At 47.8% G+C, this 19,947-nt stretch carries 14 protein-coding genes; 7 read left to right on the top strand and 7 right to left on the bottom strand.

The features are described 5' to 3' along the window. The first annotated feature begins 116 nt into the window (after positions 1-116). The 3 genes from C9991_RS10895 (at position 117) to C9991_RS10885 (ending at position 7,037) form a co-directional block, all read left to right on the top strand. The gene (locus C9991_RS10895) at positions 117-4,019 is read left to right on the top strand and encodes a glycoside hydrolase family 31 family protein (RefSeq protein WP_232823314.1); all 3,903 of its coding nucleotides are present in this window, start codon (positions 117-119) and stop codon (positions 4,017-4,019) included. 164 nt (positions 4,020-4,183) lie between these two features. Next, the gene (locus tag C9991_RS10890; RefSeq protein ID WP_106812529.1) at positions 4,184-5,389 is read left to right on the top strand and encodes a DUF4421 family protein; all 1,206 of its coding nucleotides are present in this window, start codon (positions 4,184-4,186) and stop codon (positions 5,387-5,389) included. A gap of 205 nt (positions 5,390-5,594) precedes the next feature. Then, complete coding sequence (locus C9991_RS10885) at positions 5,595-7,037, top strand: alanine/glycine:cation symporter family protein (protein ID WP_106812528.1); 1,443 nt, start codon at positions 5,595-5,597, stop codon at positions 7,035-7,037. 44 nt (positions 7,038-7,081) lie between these two features. Here C9991_RS10885 and C9991_RS10880 read toward each other — a convergent pair whose 3' ends face one another. The 7 genes from C9991_RS10880 to C9991_RS10850 form a co-directional block, all read right to left on the bottom strand. Beyond that, on the bottom strand, positions 7,082-7,873 hold the full coding sequence (locus C9991_RS10880; protein ID WP_438269200.1) for a ZIP family metal transporter: 792 nt from the start codon (positions 7,871-7,873) through the stop codon (positions 7,082-7,084). Between the two features lie 77 nt (positions 7,874-7,950). Beyond that, positions 7,951-8,337 carry an SMU1112c/YaeR family gloxylase I-like metalloprotein gene (gloA2, locus tag C9991_RS10875; protein ID WP_106812527.1) on the bottom strand — a complete coding sequence of 129 codons (387 nt, stop codon included), beginning with the start codon at positions 8,335-8,337 and terminating at the stop codon, positions 7,951-7,953. A 7-nt stretch (positions 8,338-8,344) separates the two neighbouring features. Then, complete coding sequence (locus C9991_RS10870) at positions 8,345-8,899, bottom strand: YaaA family protein (protein WP_255414800.1); 555 nt, start codon at positions 8,897-8,899, stop codon at positions 8,345-8,347. A 39-nt stretch (positions 8,900-8,938) separates the two neighbouring features. After that, positions 8,939-10,909 (bottom strand): KUP/HAK/KT family potassium transporter, encoded by a 1,971-nt coding sequence (locus C9991_RS10865; protein ID WP_106812526.1) that lies wholly within the window; start codon positions 10,907-10,909, stop codon positions 8,939-8,941. 132 nt (positions 10,910-11,041) lie between these two features. Continuing rightward, a complete protein-coding gene (locus C9991_RS10860) occupies positions 11,042-12,295 on the bottom strand; it encodes an MFS transporter (protein ID WP_198643791.1) in 1,254 nt (417 codons plus the stop codon). A gap of 1 nt (position 12,296) precedes the next feature. Beyond that, the gene (locus tag C9991_RS10855; RefSeq protein WP_368356633.1) at positions 12,297-13,601 is read right to left on the bottom strand and encodes a Y-family DNA polymerase; all 1,305 of its coding nucleotides are present in this window, start codon (positions 13,599-13,601) and stop codon (positions 12,297-12,299) included. Continuing rightward, positions 13,598-14,041 (bottom strand): LexA family protein, encoded by a 444-nt coding sequence (locus C9991_RS10850; protein WP_106812525.1) that lies wholly within the window; start codon positions 14,039-14,041, stop codon positions 13,598-13,600. Before C9991_RS10850 ends, C9991_RS10855 begins: the two co-directional genes overlap by 4 nt. A 673-nt stretch (positions 14,042-14,714) precedes the next feature. On the opposite strand from C9991_RS10850, the gene C9991_RS10840 reads away from it, so the two are divergent. From C9991_RS10840 to C9991_RS10825, 4 genes are all read left to right on the top strand, one after another. Further along, entirely contained in the window at positions 14,715-15,167 is a 453-nt protein-coding gene (locus C9991_RS10840; protein ID WP_106812524.1) for a Fur family transcriptional regulator, read from the top strand. 50 nt (positions 15,168-15,217) lie between these two features. Beyond that, the gene (locus tag C9991_RS10835) at positions 15,218-15,778 is read left to right on the top strand and encodes an NADH peroxidase (RefSeq protein ID WP_106812523.1); all 561 of its coding nucleotides are present in this window, start codon (positions 15,218-15,220) and stop codon (positions 15,776-15,778) included. Positions 15,779-15,984: 206 nt separating this feature from the next. Next, positions 15,985-19,317, top strand: a complete 3,333-nt coding sequence (locus C9991_RS10830; RefSeq protein ID WP_106812522.1) for a glycosyltransferase family 117 protein — start codon at positions 15,985-15,987, stop codon at positions 19,315-19,317. Continuing rightward, positions 19,314-19,925, top strand: a complete 612-nt coding sequence (locus C9991_RS10825) for a polysaccharide deacetylase family protein (RefSeq protein WP_106812521.1) — start codon at positions 19,314-19,316, stop codon at positions 19,923-19,925. The genes C9991_RS10830 and C9991_RS10825 overlap by 4 nt, the downstream gene beginning before the upstream one ends. Positions 19,926-19,947: the final 22 nt, after the last annotated feature.

Genomic DNA, 19,947 nt, shown 5'->3' with positions numbered 1-19,947 from the left:
ACACGAATTAATTATGAGATTTAAGAATTCAAAATAATATGTTCTTCTTTTGTATGGTCTGAAATTACCAAACCAACTATAAGCATAAAATCAACTAACAACAACAAATTAACTATATGCAGAAACACAACAAATCGAAGCAAACCCGATATTCGACGGTTGCTTTTGTCATGCCTATCGCCTTGGCTGGAATGACGCTCATGCCACAAGGCATCAAGGCTGTTCCATTGCGCTCGGGATTGACTGTGGAACAGACGGCAATTGAGCCCAACGAGACCTTTGCCGTGAAGAACGTGGCACAGATTAATCCGCACACAATTGAGGTTAACTATACCGACGGACGACAGCTTACCATCGACTTTTATGGCGACAATATCATGCGCCTGTTCCGCGACGACAAGGGTGGGGTGGTGCGCGACCCCGTGGCTACGCCTCCGGCCAAGATTCTTACCGAGTTTGCCCGCCGCCTGACGGGAAACATCAGCGCCGTTGATGTGGACGGAACGTTGCAAATCACAACGCCTGCCATCAGCCTGAACATCGACAAGCATACGGGCAACATGAACATTGTGGACCTGCGATCGGGCAAGACGGTTGTGGAGAACCTTACGCCTGCCAAGATTGACAAGGGCAACACATCGGTAAGCCTTACTCAGCACGAGGGTGAGTACTTTTATGGCGGAGGCGTGCAGAACGGACGTTTCTCGCATAGAGGCGAGAGTATTGCCATAGAGAACACAAACAGCTGGGTTGATGGAGGCGTGGCTTCGCCTACTCCTTTCTACTGGAGCACGGGCGGATATGGCGTGATGTGGAACACGTTCCGTCCGGGACGCTACGACTTTGGACACGACAAGCCGGGCGAGGTGCGCCTGCAGCACTCGGAGGATTATCTCGACATGTTCGTCATGCTCGACCAGACGCCCGTGCAGCTGCTCAACGACTTCTATCAGCTTACGGGCCATCCAGTACTTATGCCTAAGTTCGGATTCTACGAGGGTCATCTCAACGCCTACAACCGCGACTACTGGAAGGAGGACAAGAACGGCGCCATGGTGTTTGAGGACGGCAAGATGTACAAGGAGAGCCAGAAGGACAACGGAGGCACGAAGGAGAGCCTTAACGGCGAGAAGAACAACTACCAGTTCTCGGCGCGTGCCGCCATCGACCGCTACGTGGACAACGACATGCCTCTGGGATGGTTTCTGCCTAACGACGGCTATGGAGCGGGTTACGGACAGACGGGCTCGCTCGACGGCAATATAGAAAACCTGCGACAGCTTGGCGACTACGCCCGCTCTAAGGGCGTGGAGATAGGATTGTGGACACAGAGCGACCTGCATCCCAAGCCTGGAGTGGAGCCTCTGCTACAACGCGACATCGTGAAGGAGGTGCGCGACGCTGGCGTGCGTGTGCTAAAGACAGATGTGGCGTGGGTGGGCTACGGCTATTCGTTCGGACTGAACGGTGTGGCCGATGTGGCTCAGGTAATGCCTTATTATGGTTCGGACGCGCGTCCATTCATCATCACGCTCGACGGATGGGCCGGAACCCAACGCTATGCTACGGTTTGGAGCGGCGACCAAACGGGTGGCGATTGGGAATACATACGCTTTCACATCCCAACGTTCATTGGTTCGGGCTTGTCGGGTCAGCCCAACATCACGAGCGACATGGATGGAATATTTGGAGGCAAGAACGTTCCGGTAAACGTGCGCGAGTTTCAATGGAAGACCTTCACGCCCATGCAGCTCAACATGGACGGATGGGGAGCCAACCCCAAGTATCCGCACATCCTGGGCGAGCCTGCAACAAGCATCAACCGCTCGTACCTCAAGCTTAAGTCGATGCTCATGCCCTATGCCTACACCTTGGCCCACGAGGCTATTGACGGCAAGCCGATGATACGAGCCATGTTCCTTGACTATCCCAACGACTACACGCATGGCACAAAGACCGAGTATCAGTTTATGTTCGGTCCGTCGTTGCTCGTGGCGCCTATCTACAAGGAGACGCGTGTGGACAAGGAGGGCAACGACATTCGCAACGGAATTTATCTGCCTGAGGGCACTTGGATAGACTATTGGAACGGCGACGCTTACGAGGGCGGACGCATCGTGAACGAGTATGACACGCCGTTGTGGAAGATTCCGGTATTTGTAAAGGCCGACGCCATTATACCGATGACCAATCCCAACAACAATCCGTCGGAGATTAGACCTGGCTATCGCGTCTACGAAATATACGCCTCGGCTAACGGAACGGCTTCGTTCAGAGAGTACGACGACGACGGAGCCACAACACAATATCTGCATGGCGACGGCGTGAGTACAGACGTGAGCGTGTGTACCGACGGCAAGGGACGCATGCATGTGGACATCGAGCGCTCGCTGGGAATGTACAACGGATACGAACCCGAGAAGCAGACCGAGTTGCACATAAACGTGACCCGTGCCCCGAAGAAGGTTATGGCCATGGTGGGCAAGGACAAGATTAAGTTGACGTCTGTGCAGACGCTTGCCGAGTTTGAGAAGGGCGACAACGTCTATTTCTACAACGCCGAGCCTAACCTTAACAGATTCTCTACACCAGGATCGGAGGCCGAGAAGGTTGTGATAAAGAAGAATCCGCAGCTGATGGTAAAGATAGCGAAGACCAACGTTAAGGACAACGCCGTGGCTGTGGAGATTGAGGGTTTTGAGTTTAACACAGACGGACGCTTGCTGACGCACAACGGAGTGCTTACGGCACCTGAGGCGCAGATAAAGAAGGACGGTTGCGGCGTGTTCGACCTTACACCGTCGTGGAAGGCTCAGTCAAATGCCGACTATTACGAGATTGAATACGACGGCATGGTGTACTCTACAATCCACGGAACGCAGTTTGCAATAGACCAACTACAGCCCGAAACCGAGTACAGCATGAGGGTGCGTGCCGTAAACCGCGACGGAGCCTCGGAATGGACCACCGTAAAGGGCAAGACTCTTAACAATCCGCTCGAGTTTGCCATTAAGGGCATCAAGGCACAGACCTCGTTCCAGGACCAGCCTGGACAGAGAATCTCGAAGATGTTCGACTTTGACAAGAAGACCTCTTGGCACTCGCAATGGGGCAAAGGCGAGGCAATTCCTGGCGATGTGACGATAGACCTGCGCTCGGTTAACAAGCTCGACCGCATGGAATACATCCCGCGCGAGGATGCCGGCAACGGCACCCTGATGGAGGGAACCATAGCTTACAGCAAGGACAGACAGAAGTGGTCTTCTCCGGTGCCCTTTGCCTGGAAGGCCGACAATAGCACCAAGACATTCGCCTTTGAGGGCAACCCAGAGGCTCGCTACGTGCAGATGCACCTGACCAAGGCTGTTGGCAACTTTGCCTCGGGCAGAGCTATGTACATATATAAGGTGGCCGGAAGCCAGAGCATGCTGCAAGGCGACATCAACCACGACAACCGCATAGACGAGAACGACCTGACGTCGTATATGAACTATACGGGACTACGTCGTGGCGACAGCGACTTCGACTATGTGAGCGCGGGCGACATCAACCAGAACGGCCTGATTGACGCTTACGATATTTCGTGCGTGTCGAACGAGCTCGATGGAGGCGTTTATCCCAAGAACGACCATTGTTCGGGTACGCTGCTGATGACACCAAGCAGAACGACGTTTGCGGCTGGCGACATCATTGAGCTGAAGGTTCAAGGCAAGGATCTGCATTGGGTCAACGCGTTAAGCTTCGCCTTGCCTTACAACACCGACCAACTGGAGTACGTGGGCATCGAGCTGCTGAACATGAAGGACATGGTGAACCTGACATACGACCGTCTGCACACCAACGGACAGAAGGAACTGCTGCCAACATTTGTAAACCGTGGCAACAACTTCTTGCTGGACGAGGGCGACAGCGACCTGTTTGTGCTGAAGTTCAAGGCCAAGAAGGCTGGAAAACTTGCGCTGAAGATGAAGGACGGAATGCTGGTGGACAGAAACCTCGGAACAACTGAGGTGAAGTAGTTTGCGGCGGCACACGACACTAGATAGAAGTTAAGGAATTAAGGAGTCTTTTTGCGACCCAAGGGAGTAACGTTCTCTTGAGCTTTGCCAAAAACTCTTTAACTCCTTAACTTTTTTTCGCTTGCGAAACCTGAGTAAAAATATAGTGAATACGGATTTTTTGTATGATGTTGAAAGTTTCATTACTTGCGTTGGTATTGTCTGTTGGAATGCTTGCTCCCGCCAGCGCCCAAAGCAAGAAACCCCGCAAGACGTTTAAGCAAATCCTTTTAATGGCGGATAGTTTGCGACTACAATTGCGCCATTCTGCCGACAATGGATGCATGCTGCAATGGGGCGACTCTATCCTGATGGCCGAATTGGGCAAAAGCAAGATGAACGAGAAGAAAAAGCAACGGTTTATGAAGCATTATGCCAAGATTCAACGGCGCTTAAAAATGTACGACCGCCACTTGTTTATTGGAGACTCGCTGTTGGCTGCTAATTATAATAAGGTGAAGTACGACACCAACTACATCGCCCGTCCTAATGCCCGATGGACCATTAAACTGAGAGGCAATCTGTCGGGTGCCGACCTGCTGACTACAGCCAAGACGAATGGATTGGAATCAAAAACCAAGGTGATGGCCGACTGCCGAGGAACGCTTTCCATGGCTGTGGCTTATCGAGGCGTGGGGCTTGGACTGGCCGTAAACCCAGCCAAGTTGGCTGGCAAAAACCGCGACTATGAGTTCAACCTCAACTCTTACAGCAATCGCTATGGCTTTGATGTGGTTTATCTCTCGTCTAAAACATTCCATGGCCATCAGCAAGTGGGCGGCAACGCGACTGACGTGCATAAGGGCGACATCTCGCAGCAAGCGCTCAACCTTAACTTCTACTATGCCTTCAATCATCGCAAGTTCTCGTTTCCGGCAGCCTTTAGCCAGAGTTACATTCAGAAGCGAAGCGCAGGAAGCTTTATGGTAGGCGCCAGCTTTGACGGTTCAAAGACCAAAGTAAAGGGCATGACCATACGCCTGAACGAGTTGGCCGTTGGTGCCGGCTATGCTTACAACCTTGTTCCGTCCTCTCATTTGCTGTTTCACCTCTCGGCCCTGCCCACAATCACGGTTTATTCGCACGACTACACCAAGATGAAGGCAGAAACCGTTGAGAGCGAGGCCGAAAGCCCAACCATCCGTAACAGCATGAAGTATCACTTCCCCTCTGCCATCATTACAAGTCGAGCAGCTACGGTATATTCATGGCGCAACAAGTTTGCCGGAGCCACGGCTGTATACAACTATTCTGTGGCTGGAGACGAGGATCATTTGCAGGTGAGACGAAACAAATGGCGAGTAAGAATGTTCTTCGGATTCAGGTTCTAAGCCAGAACCGCCTTGTAATGACAATGGTGTGGACGCCTTTGCTGGCAGTCTGCACTTTTTTTATTTTCGCTATATTCTTATAATAATCATGTAGCATATTCCTCAGATTTAGCTTGTTATTGTGGATTATTGCCAATTTATTGACAGGAAATTTGTAATTTTGCAGTCTGAAAGTGTAGATTTACAGATTTTTTAGTAGATAAGGATGATAGATTTAGTACAGAATGTTTTAGTTCAGGTTAGCGATTTTCTTTGGTCGTACATCATTATCGCCGTTTTGATATGTTGTGCCGTGTTTTTCACCTTGCGTACCCGTTTTGTTCAGTTCCGTCTCGTAAGAGAGATGGTAAGGCTGCTGCTTAATCCCGACAAGGTTCAGCCTCAGGAGATAGGACATGACGAGTTGTCGATGGATGTAAGGGTGGATGGCGAGATGAAGCACATTTCCTCGTTTCAGGCATTCGTTGTGGCATTGGCAAGCAGAATAGGTACGGGCAATCTTGCAGGCGTAGCCACAGCCATAAGCATAGGCGGACCAGGAGCCGTGTTTTGGATGTGGATGCTGGCCTTGCTGGGTTCGTCGTCGGCATTTATTGAGTCTACACTTGCCCAATTGTACAAGCGCAAGGGCAAGACCTCCTTTTATGGCGGACCAGCCTATTACATGAAGTATGGACTTGGCAAGGGATGGATGGGCATCCTATTTGCCGTATTGATGATTATCACGTTCGGCTTTGCCTATAATTCTGTGCAGAGCAACACCATCTGCCTGGCTTGGCAGAAGGCTTTCGGCATAGAGCCAGCCACTATGGGCATTGTGCTTACGGCGCTCACCTTGCTCATCATTTTCGGAGGAATACATAGAGTGGCAAAATTTTCTTCCACGGTGGTTCCCGTAATGGCTGTTGTCTATCTTCTGGTGGCCGTAGGCGTAGTTATATGGAACATAACCTGTCTGCCTAAGGTGCTGATAACTATTGTGGAGAATGCTTTCGGATTCAACCAGGCAGCAGGCGGAGTACTTGGCATAACTGTGATACAAGGCATAAAGCGAGGCTTGTTTAGCAACGAGGCTGGTGAGGGTAGCGCGCCTAATGCGGCTGCTGTGGCTACGGTTAGCCATCCCGTAAAGCAAGGATTGATTCAAGCCTTGGGTGTGTTTACCGATACCTTGGTGGTTTGTTCATGCACGGCTTTCATTATTCTTGTTAGTGGGGTGGACGTAACGGCCTCCAACGGCATTCAGCTTACTCAGGACGCCTTGACCCACGAAATAGGAAGCATAGGCAATCCATTTGTGGCTGTGATGATATGGCTCTTTGCTTTCAGTAGCATTATCGGCAATTATTATTATGGCGAGACCAACGTTAGGTACATAAAGGATTCCAAACTGGGTGTGTTTGTCTACCGCCTTGCCGTGGCGGCTATGGTGATGACGGGAGCTGTTGTGTCGCTTGATTTTGCGTGGAGCTTTGCCGACATCACGATGGCGCTTCTAACTCTCTGCAATCTTGTGGCAATAGTATTGCTCTCGCGCCAAGCCGTGTTCTTGCTGCAGGATTATCGCCAACAGAAGAAGGAAGGTCGAAATCCGGTGTTCAGCAAGGACAAGATGCCGGAGATTGCCGACAAGTTGGAGGCATGGTAGATAGATGTTTACAGAAAAGATATTTGAGAATGATTTGGCAACACTCATCCCATCACAACATCAAGCACCATCATCAGTACGAAACCTATGGCGAAACCGATGGTGCTGAGATTACTGTGCTTACCGTTGGAGGCTTCTGGTATCAGTTCTTCAACCACTACGTAGAACATGGCGCCAGCCGCAAAGGCGAGCATGTAGGGTAGGACGGGTATAATGATTGAGGCAAGCAACAGTACGGCTATGGCTCCTATAGGCTCTACCACTCCGCTAAGCGAGCCTAACACGAAGGATTTCCATCGGCTATTGCCTGCTACTCGCATTGGCATGGAGATGATGGCACCTTCGGGGATGTTTTGAATGGCAATGCCCAATGATACGGAAATGGCAGCGGCTAAGGATATGTGTGAAGCACCGTTTTCGGCTCCTGCAAACACCACGCCCACAGCCATTCCTTCGGGTAGGTTGTGGATGGTTACAGCAAGGGCAAGCATAGCTGTTTTAGAGAGATGCGACTTGATGCCCTCGGGCTTGTCGGTTCCGATATGGAGGTGGGGCGTAAGTTCGTCTATAAGCAGTAGGAAGCCTATGCCTAACAGAAATCCTACAGCTACTGGCAATACCGACCATTTGCCGCTGTCAGCCTCCATCTCCATAGCCGGAATGAGCAACGACCATACGGCAGCTGCTACCATTACACCTGAGGCAAAGCCCAATAACGACTTCTGCAACCGCTCCGACATTTCGTTTTTCATAAAAAAGACGAAAGCCGAACCAAGCATCGTCCCAAATAACGGAATAAGAAGTCCAATGATTATTGTTGTTGTCATTTCTGTCATAATCTGTTATCTGTTAGTTACGATGCAAATATACAATTTATTTGTGAGTCGGGCAATACCTATAAGTGATGTTTTTTTTACTTCTCGTACAGTTCTATCGGCAGTCCGTCCGGGTCGCAGAAGAATACAAACTGCTTGCCTGTATATTCGTCCATGCGTATTGGTTCGTGCTTTACGCCCTTGCTGTCGAGTTCGCTGACAGCAGCCGCAAGATTGTCCACCTCGAATGCAAGGTGACGCAGACCGGCAGCTTCGGGATAGGAAGGACGTTCAGGAGGATTGGGGAAGGAGAATAGCTCCACGACGTATGTGTCGCCCATCCAGCAGTCTGCCTTCCAAGAATCGCGTTCCTCACGATAATATTCGCTCGCAATCTTCAAGCCCAGCACTTCTGTATAGAAACGCTTTGACCGGTTATAGTCAGAGCAAATCACGGCTACATGATGTATCTTGTTTAGTTTCATAATCTTTTTACTTAATAAATTCTCTTACGAAATGCGGATAATTTGCATCGCCTAATTGCGGAGCGTATTCAAAGTCTTCGTAGCTGAAAGCTGAGAGTTCTTCGGGAGCGACGATGCGGTTGTTCAGAATGAAACGGAACATTGCTCCACGGCACGACTTTGCCCATACAGCCTGCATCTTCAGTCTGCCGTCCTTCTGACGGACGTAGAAGAGAGGCTGGACGACCGTCACTTCCTTGCATACCCTCTTCCAGTCGAACAGATGTTCATATTCCTCGGTGGAGAGATGCAGGAGGATGCCGTCGTCAGCTTGCACGCTTCTGATGAGCACCTCTGTCAGCCGGTCCTTCCAGAACTGATTGATGGGCTTGTCGTTTGTGGTTTCGAGCGTGACGCAATGCTCCATACGATAGGGCACTATGCCATCCATAGGGCGGAGCAGACCATATAGGAAACACGTTATCCAAAGATGCTTCTGGGCATACTCCAATGCTCGGTCGCTCAAGGTGTCGGCACGCAGATGCTTGTATGCCTGACATTTCCCATAAAAAAACGTTGCAATATAAGATAGGCTGCGCCTAATGTCACTCGGTTTTTTGTTTTATTCTTCCATGATTTGCGTGATGCGCCTGATACTTCCTCTACGTTGGTTGATGATGAGAGGTACACGTTCCACCACAACCATAGAAGTGTCGAGACCCAAAGCCTTAGGCTCGTCGATGCCTATCTTGCTGATAAGAGCGTAGAAAGTCATCAGCAGGTTCTGCTGACGGTTGGCGGAACTCTCTGGATAATATACACGATGAATGATGATGAATCGGAAATCGCCAGGTATTCCGTTCTTGCGAAGCGAAGGATAGGTGCTTCTTAAATCTACCTTCTTGCTTGCCACAAGGTCTTCCACCACTTGTCGCAGATATAGACTCACACGTGGTTCTATGCGGAAACCTATGTGCATCGTTATGCTGTAGAGGGTGTTTGGAATCAGAGTCTCGCAACTGTACTCGAGCGTGTCTGGAGTATCAACAAACTCCATATTTATAAACCAGTAATGATCGGCACGCTTAGGCTGCTTGTTGATTATGGAATAGAGCAGCTTGTCGTCTACGGCACCTTCCTTGTTGGCATGGTTTACATAGACAAGATTGGAGGCGTACTTGGGAATGCTCTCGTCGGCTTTGATGTCGGAAATAATCTGATAATAGTCATCCAGCGGTTTGGTGCTGACATAATGTCGGCGTATCTTCATGGCTCTAACCCATACATACATCATCAGGAACAGGATTCCGCCAATGAGCATCGTACACCATCCTCCAGCGAGAAACTTTGACAGGTTGGCTGCCAGGAAGATGGCTTCGATGGTGCAGTAGGCACCCATAAACAACATAGTGAAGACTCGAGCCACACCCTTGCTGTGTAGGTAGAAACCGAGCAGAAGGGTGGTCATCAGCATGGTGATGGTGATGGCGAGACCGTAGGCTGCCTCCATGTGTGAGGAGTCGCGAAAGAGAAGGATAATAAGAACCACGCCGATGTACATGGCAAAGTTGATCATCGGGATATAGAGCTGTCCCTTTACATGGGTAGGATGCTTGATTCGCATACGCGGCCAGAAGTGCAGGTTCATGGCTTCGCTCAATATGGAGAAGGTTCCGCTGATTAGTGCCTGACTTGCAACGATAGCCGCACCCGTGGCCATGATGATGGCGAAGATCAGCATGCTCTGCGGCATAATGGAAAAGAACGGATTCACGGATAATGCCGTATCCACATGGTTAAGCACCCATGCTCCCTGTCCCAGATAGTTAAGAATGAGCATGGTCTTTACAAAGGCCCAGCTTATGGTGATGTTCTTCCTGCCACAATGTCCCAAGTCTGAGTAGAGAGCCTCAGCACCAGTGGTACAAAGAAATACGGCGCCTAAGATTAAGAACCATTCAGGTGATTGTGCCAGCAGAGCAATAGCGTAATAGGGGTTGAAAGCCTTCAATATCATCGGATAAGATGTTATGCTGAAGGCTCCCGTCACGCCTAACAGTAGAAACCATAGCAGCATGAACACTCCAAACGACTTGCCTATGCTTTCTGTTCCAAACCGCTGTACGAAGAATATGATGGTGATGATGGCAAGCGTGATTGGGATGACAGGTAGGTTGGGACTGATGCTCTCGAGTCCTTCGATGGCTGTAGTAACCGTAATGGCAGGGGTGATGATTCCGTCTGCCAGCAAAGTACTTGCACCGATAATAGCCAATATGTAAATCCACTTACTCTTGAGTCGGCGCAGCAGAGCGTAGAGGGCGAGAATGCCTCCTTCGCCATTGTTGTCGGCTCGCAGAGCTACACATACATATTTAATGGTGGTTTGTAGGGTGAGTGTCCAGATGATGCAGGACAATGCCCCAAGGATAGTGTTCTCGTTGATGGTTTCGCCTGTATGGAGTATGGCCTTCATCACATATAGAGGTGATGTTCCGATGTCGCCAAACACGATGCCCAGAGTGACGAGCAGTCCCAAGAGGCCTACTTGATGATGATTGAAGGATACCGATTTTCCTGTCTCTTCTCTCATTTTAATTTTCTTTTTAATTAAACAATGTTATCCTTTAGATTATTAAATTTGCGTGCAAAGGTATAAACATGAGAGGTAAGATATGATTTGTTTAACAAGATTTATCGGATTTAACACCTGGTAAAGGCATAATTAACCTTTTTTGCCCGTATCTTTTGCAACAATGTTCTTTGTCTTTTGCGTATTAGGCAGAAATCCCGCTATTATTCCCAACAAGGGCAATAACGAGCTCACCTGAAATATATACTCTATGCTTGTTTTGTCGGCAAGCCATCCGAAGAAAGCCGAGCCAAGTCCGCCCAAGCCAAACATCAGTCCGAAGAATATACCGGCTATCATTCCCACCTTGTCTGGCATAAGGTCGGTGGCATAAACCACTATCGACGAGAATGCCGAGGCTATGATTAGTCCTGATAGAAAACAGCAGATGATAGTCCATGTTAGGTTTACATATGGCATTGCTAATGCGAATGGTGCTGCTCCCAGTATTGAGAACCATATAACATATTTTCTTCCGAACTTGTCGCCCAGCATTCCTCCTGCCACCGTTCCTATAGCGAAGGCTGCAAGGAAAACAAATAGGAACAACTGTGATGCCTTTACCGACACACCGAACTTGTCTATAAGGAAGAAGGTGAAGTAGCTTGTGATGCACGAAGTATAGAAATACTTCGAGAATACAAGTAATATAAGTATTGCCAAGGCGCCGTATTTGGCTCGCTTTGAGATGTTGTTGTTCAGTCCTGCTGTCTTTTGTGGATGATTAACGACATATTGCAGTTTTGCTTTGTACCATGCTCCAAGTCTTACCATTATCAATGCTGCAAGCATGGCAGCTATGGCAAACCATGATATTGAATGCTGACCGTATGGCAGCACAATAAGAGCTGCAAGCAGAGGACCCAAAGCCGAGCCTCCGTTGCCACCTACCTGAAATATAGATTGTGCCAAACTCTTTTTGCCACCTGATGCAAGCTGCGTAACACGCGATGCTGTAGGATGGAACACGGATGAGCCAAAGCCTACAACGCTTACTGCTATAAGTATAGCCCAGTAATATTCGGCAAATGCAAGCACCAATAATCCTGTCAAGGTAAAGCACATGCCTATCGACAAGGCATAAGGCCGTGGATGCTTGTCGGCATATAGTCCTGTGAATGGCTGCAATATAGACGATGTCATCTGAAAGACAAGTGTTATGATACCAATCTGCGCAAACGAAAAGTCGAACTTGTCTTTCAGTATAGGGTATATCGACGGGATTATCGACTGTATCATATCGTTAAGAAAATGCGAAATGCCGCATATCACGAGTATCGAATATACTGTTCCCTCTGTCATTGTAGGGTTGCCTTTAATTTTGTTGCTTATTGATTTCAGTTTCATATTATTTTAGTTTAATAATGTCGCTCCACCTTGTTGTAGGGTTTAAACTCTTGTGGTCGTGCTTTATGGCGTCCGCAAACTTCTTTCCCTTTGGATATTGCTGTGCCGATAGTATAACGGTCTCGCTTCCGTCCACTTTATTTATTTTGTCCACGGCATTGTCGAGTTGCGTCATATGCCTGTGTCTATCCACATCAAAGTTGAACAGATCGGTTTGTATAGCCGTGTTTGTAACTACCTCCATCATTATCACCCCCGCCCGTTTATAGTATATTCCTTGTCGGTATATGCGTTTTAGGCACGCAGTGGCTGCCTTTACAATATCTATTGTGGCCGATGTAGGTGTTGCGAATGTCTTCTCCGTCATATTGCTGTATTGCTCAAGCTCTGGCCTGAAGTGGTTTGAGTCGATAAATACGCCAATTATATTAGCCGCCGACTGTTGTTTGCGTAGCTTCTCGGCACATCTCGCAGCAAAGTTTGCCACATGTGTACGCAGAGTGTCAAAGTCGTTTACCATACCCTCAAAGCTTCGGCTTGTGCAAATGCTCTTCTTTCTTTTAGGTATGTCGTCGGGTATACAGTCGGTTCCGTTAAGTTCTGCCCATGTGCGTTCTATCACTACTGTCTTAAACGTGGACCTTACCCATGATGCCGAATGGCTTGCAAAGTCGTGTGCCGTCCTTATGCCCATAGCCTCAAGTCGTGCCTGATATCTTCTTCCAATACCCCATATTTCGCCAATAGGGTATAGTTTTGCAGCCTTTAATCGTTGTTCTTCCGAGTCGATAATGCATACGTGGTTGTATCCAGGATATTTCTTTGCAAAATACGACGCCATCTTTGCCAATGTCTTTGTTCTTGCAATACCTATGCTTATGGGCATGCCTACCGACATCTGTATGCGGTCGTGCAGTTGCTTGCCCCAATCTCTTAGCTGTTCTGTAGAGAAACCATCCAACACGGCAAAGGCTTCGTCTATTGAGTAGCGAAAACATCTTGGTGTCATGTCGCGTATAATGGTCATCACGCGTCCTGTTATCTCGCCATATAGTTCATAGTTTGACGAGAAAGCCTCTATCTTGGTATTGGGATACAGTTGCTTTAGCTGAAAGTATGGTGTGCCAGCCTTTATGCCCAATTGCTTTGCCTCCTTGCTTCTTGCCACTACGCATCCGTCGTTGTTGGACAGCACAACAACGGGCTTCATTTCCAAATCTGGACGGAAAACACGTTCACAACTTACGTAGCAGTTGTCGCAATCGCATATAGCATACCATTTCATAGTCTTTCTTTTCTTGTTCAATGTCTCCATTGTTTTATGGTCCACACCACAACGCCCCACACCCTGAAGTTGTCTTCCACGTCTATACGTATTGGCGAGTAGTTGGGGTTGGCTGGCTTCAGTTCTATATATCCTTCCTCCTTGTGTTTAAGGTCAAGGTATTTTATTGTGAACTCTCCATTTACAAATGCTACAATCACGTTGCCGTCCATTGGTTGCAACGATCGGTCTATCACGGCTATGTCGCCGTCGCATATTCCTGCATCTATCATCGAGTCTCCCGACACTCTTCCATAGAATGTCGCTTCCGGATTCTTTATCATGTCACGGTTGAAGTCGAGACTATCATGCAGATAGTCGTCTGCCGGACTTGGAAATCCTGCTTTTATCGTTGGGGCGAGTGCAAGCGCAAGCTTACTCTCAAAGTCGCCTTTTATACATTTTATATTTGTATTTTTCATCTTTCTGTCGCTTTCAAGTGCAAAGGTATACATTATTTATTACTTTTGACATAAGTAGGTGTTCTTAATTATTTTTATAAGTATGTGTTCATATTTATCTTTATCTTTATATATGAGCGGCAATCAGTAGGAGGGTATGGCATCCCTGCCATACCCACTCTGCCATGATTGTACAGCCAATTTAGTGGGTATGGCAAGGATGCCATACCCTCCTACNAGACAGTAGGTACAGTCACCTCAAGCATTTCTGCTATTTTGGGAGCTGATTTACCTTCTGACTTCAGCAATATGGATTTGCATCTGATACGAAAACTATGAGTAGGGCCATTATGATAGCCTTTCTCTAATTTGAGGCGATCAACCTCTGATAATTCAAGTACTTTTATTGGTTTCATAATCTACTTTTTCTATAAAACGGAAAATGAACCATATTAGTACTGATATATATAAATAATTTAGATCACTTACTTAATCAATTAATTTTTATATATTATATGTATAAGTGTAGTTTCGACACGGTATATTCGTTTAATGATTTAAAATAAGTAAACTTCTGATTAAAAAAAATAAAACATTGGAAAATTTCCAATTTTGTTTTGCTCGTATCAATATCTTTTGTATCTTTGCATTGTGAATAAGAAAAACAGGTAAATGTAATAAAGATAAACAAGAAATGAACAACAAAGAAGCAATAGCACGACTTACTGAGCATGGCATAAAGCCATCGGTACAACGCATAGCTATAATGCACTACCTGCTCACACACTTCACCCATCCAACGGTGGATGATGTTTATCGCGGACTTTTCTCCAAGATACCCACGCTCAGTCGAACTACGGTATACAATACGTTGCGTATGTTTTCCGAGAACAACGCGGCACAGATGATTACTATAGACGACCATCGGGTGTGCTACGATGGAAACATCAACGCTCATGCTCATTTCTATTGCAATCGCTGCCGACGTGTATACGACATCTTCGACGAGGTTTCTCCTTTGTTGTCGTGCAAGGAGATAGGCGGACATCAGGTTAGCGACGTGCAACTCTACTATAAAGGCATTTGCAAAGAGTGTCTTGAAAAGGATAATCAGAATATGGAGGAATGCTCAAGTCAAATTAGCTAACCTCCTGACAAACAACAACATTATACAATAACTTAAAAAACAATAGCATTATGAAGAAGAAGTTTATTTGCACAGTATGTGGTTATATTTATGAAGGTACAGAGGCTCCTGAGAAGTGCCCGGTTTGCAAGGCTCCTGCAAGCAAGTTTAAGGAACTTGACGACCCTACAGAAGGTCCTGCATTCGCTACAGTACACACTCTTGGCGCTGCACGTAAGGAAGATGCCAATGCCGAGATGATTAAGGATCTTGAGACTCACTTTAATGGTGAGTGCGGCGAGGTTGGTATGTATCTTGCAATGAGCCGTCAGGCCGATCGCGAGGGATATCCAGAAATTGCTGAGGCTTTCAAGCGCTATGCTTTCGAGGAGGCAGAACACGCAAGCAAGTTTGCTGAGCTCCTTGGCGATGTATTAAAGGATACAAAGAGCAACCTTGAGGCTCGTATCGCTGCCGAGCGTGGCGCTTGCGAGGATAAGTTCCGCATTGCTAAGAACGCTAAGGCTGCTGGCATGGACGCAACACACGATACCGTTCATGAAATGGCTAAGGACGAGGCTCGCCACTGCGCTGGCTTCATGGGCTTGTACAAGCGTTACTTCGGTAAGTAAATGATACTTTAAAAGGTATATATAACTGGTTGGGGAGACAGACTTCAATTTGGAGTTTGGCTCCCTTTTTTTGATTTCTAAGGTTTTATCATGCTTAATTTTTATTAACTACTAACATAAATCGCTCATACTAACAAAATTTTTGTAACTTTGCATTCTATATGTATCTTGTAGCAGAATTAAAACAAGTTTATATAATTAATTAAATGAAACAGTACAAATTAGTGAACAATGTGCTTGGCTGGCTTACCTTCTTGGTTGCAGCCTTCGTGTATTGTTCGACAATTGAACCGACAGCCAGCTTTTGGGACTGTCCTGAATTCATTACTACCGGCTATAAGCTGGAAGTAGGTCATCCGCCTGGAGCGCCATTTTTTATGCTCACGGCCAATCTATTCTCTCAGTTTGCTAGCGATCCGTCTCAGGTAGCTCGCATGGTTAACACAATGAGTGCGTTGCTTAGTGCTACCACCATTCTGTTTTTGTTCTGGAGCATAACGCACCTCGCACGCAAGCTCATTGTTAAGGATTGGAACGAGATGACCACCGGCAAGATGATTGCTATACAGGCATCTGGCTTGGTAGGCGCACTTATCTATACCTTCTCCGACACCTTCTGGTTCTCGGCTGTAGAAGGCGAGGTTTATGCCTATTCATCGGCATTCACAGCCATTGTATTCTGGCTTATCCTTAAGTGGGAAGACCATGCCGACGAGCCTCACAGCGACCGTTGGCTTGTGCTTATTGCCTATATGACCGGTCTTTCTATTGGTGTTCACCTTCTCAACTTGCTTTGTATTCCGGCTATAGTGCTTGTCTATTGCTATCGCCGCTATCCACACATCGAGCTTAAGGGTTCGCTCTTGGCATTGGTTGGCTCTTTTGTCATCGTTGCAGGCGTTCTCTATGGTGTAGTACCTGGAATCATTACTGTAGCCGGATGGTTTGAACTGCTGTTTGTCAATCAGTTAGGTTGTCCGTTCAATACAGGCGAGATCATTTATATAATTCTGCTTGTAGCCATCGTTATATGGGCTATTTACGAGTCGTATGTCGATCGCAACTTCAAGCGTCAGAACATCTCGTTCACTCTCTCGGTAGGTATGCTTGGCATTCCATTCCGTGGAACAGAGTGGGGTGCTGCTATCATTGGCATCATCATCCTTGTGGCTATCTATTTTGGCTTAAGCTATCGCCGCAAGGTAGAGAAGCAGCTTGTGCCGGTCATTTCGGCCCGCTTCAAGAATACAGCCCTCTTGTGTATGCTTATGCTTATGATTGGCTATTCAAGCTATGCGGTTATCGTTATCCGTTCGGCAGCCAACCCGCCTATGGATCAGAATTCGCCCGAGGACGTCTTCACCCTTGGTTCATATCTTAGCCGCGACCAGTATGGCGACTCGCCTTTGGTTTACGGTCAGGCATACACATCGCAGGTGGCTTTCGATGTCGATGGCAACATGTGCATTCCTAAGCGCAAGGAAGGTGCTCCTATATGGCAGCGCAAGGAGAAGGCTTCGCAAGACGAGAAGGATTCTTACTTCGTGGTTTCTCACAAGGACAAGCTGGTATATGCTCAGAATATGCTGTTCCCACGTATGCACTCTTCGGCTCACGCACAGGCATATGAGAGTTGGCTTGGAGGTGTTCAGGGCAACGAGGTACCTTACGACCGTTGCGGCGAGATGGTTACTGTCAAGATGCCTTCACAGTGGGACAACATACGTTTCTTCCTTTCTTACCAATGCAACTTCATGTATTGGCGCTACTTTATGTGGAACTTCGCCGGACGCCAAAACGATATGCAGGGCAATGGCGAGCCTGAGCATGGCAACTGGATTACCGGTATCTCGTTTATCGACAACTGGATGCTGGGCGACCAAAGCAAGATGCCTCAGGAACTTAAGGACAACAAGGGACACAACGTGTTCTATTGCTTGCCGCTTTTGCTTGGTCTCATCGGACTCTTCTGGCAGGCTTGGCGCGGACAACGTGGCATACGCCAGTTCTGGGTGGTATTCTTCCTGTTCTTTATGACGGGTCTTGCCATCGTGCTATACCTTAATCAGACTCCGCAGCAGCCACGTGAGCGCGACTACGCTTATGCCGGTTCGTTCTACGCATACGCTATTTGGTGCGGTTTGGGCGTGCTTGCTATCTACGATATGCTTAAGAAGCGCGTCAAGGGCAACGAGGTTGCACTTGCAGGTATTGTAGGTGTTGTGTGCCTGCTTGTACCTATTCAGATGGCATCGCAGACATGGGACGACCACGACCGTAGTGGACGTTATACATGCCGCGACTTTGGTCAGAACTACCTGATGACTCTTCAGGACAAGGGCAATCCTATCATCTTCACCAATGGTGATAACGATACCTTCCCGCTCTGGTACAATCAGGAGACTGAGGGTGTGCGTACCGACGCTCGTGTATGCAACCTTTCTTACCTGCAGACCGACTGGTACATCGACCAGATGAAGCGTCCTGCCTACGATTCACCTTCGGTTCCTATCTCATGGCCACGTCTCGACTTCTGCTCTGGTACTAACGATTATGTCCAGGTAGACCCGTCTCTCAAGCAGCAGGTACTCGATTTCTATGCTAAGCATCCTGCTGAAGCTAAGGCTCAGCTTGGCGACAATCCGTTCGAGCTCAAGAATGTGCTTAAGTATTGGGTACGCTCTAAGGATGACGAAACACATGTTATACCTACCGACACTCTGTATCTCACCATCGACAAGGAGGCTGTTAAGAAGAGTGGTATGCTTATGGCAAGCGACACAATACCCGACCATATGATTATCTCGCTCGCTGGCAAGCGTGCCCTTTACAAGAACGACCTCATGATGCTCGAGATGCTTGCTCAATGCAATTGGACTCGTCCTCTGTATGTGGCTACAACCGTAGGTTCTGAAAACTATATGAACCTTGGCGACAACTTCGTTCAGGAGGGTCTGGCCTACCGCATCACTCCGTTCACAACCAACAAGAATGGAGCCAAGAACTTTGATACGGAGAAGACATATAACAATGTAATGAACCGTTATAAGTTTGGTGGACTCGAAACTCCTGGTCTATATCTCGACGAGACAGTTATGCGTATGTGCTTCACCCATCGTCATCTCTTTGCCCAGCTTGCTTTGCAACTCATCCAGGAGGGCAAGAACGACAAGGCTCTTAATGCTCTGCGCAAGTGCGAGAAAGTGCTGCCCAACTATAATGTGCCTTATACATTCATGTCTGGCTCTGCCGATATTGCCCGCGCTTATGCTATGTTGGGCAAGAAAGCCGATGCTAAGCGTGTGCTGATGCAGGTTTGGGACAACGCCAAGGGATATGCCGACTATTATGTTCAGCTTACTGGCTCGCGTTTCGACCTTTGCCAGAACGACCTTATGCGCCAGCTCTACATCATGCAGAGCATATCAGACATTATGCAGCTTGCTGATACAAAGCAGGCTGAAAAATGGTCTGGCGTGGCCAATGCAATATATAGAATGTATCAAGCAAAAGGCGGACAGCCGTTCGAAGAAAGATGATAATTGAACAACCCGCTATGTGGTTGCGATGGTTATTTCCAAGCGCAACCTGGAGAATGGATCATACAGAGCGCTCGGTATACATTACATTTGACGATGGACCTATACCCGAGTCTACTCCTTTCATTCTCCAAACACTGGCGGAGTTTGGTGTTCGTGCCACGTTCTTTATGGTGGGCGACAATGTGCGCAAGTATCCCGAGCTGTATAAGCAGATAGTTGCAGCCGGTCATCAAGTAGGTAATCATACCTATCACCACCTTGGCGGATTCAAACATCTTACCAAGACGTATATAGATGATGTGGAACGGGCCAGCGACCTTATAGGCTCGCACCTGTTTCGACCGCCTCATGGATGTATGACACATACAGAGTTTCTTTGGCTTAAGCGTAAGTATCGCATCGTGATGTGGGATCTTGTGACACGCGACTATTCTAAGTGGCTCACCGCCGACGAGGTTTACGACAATGTGCGCAAGTATGCACGCAACGGTTCAATCATTACTTTTCACGATTCGCTAAGGAGTATAGGCAAACTCCGCATGGCACTTCCACGTTCGTTGAAATGGCTCAAGGACCAGGGCTTTGAGTTTAAGACATTCGAATAAGAGTGTGCCAAAACAAGAATGT

It is taken from the genome of Prevotella merdae, from assembly GCF_900290275.1.
GTDB lineage: Bacteria > Bacteroidota > Bacteroidia > Bacteroidales > Bacteroidaceae > Prevotella > Prevotella merdae.
The sequence above is the reverse complement of the archived record's forward strand: the minus strand, read 5'-3'. Positions and strand labels throughout refer to the sequence as shown.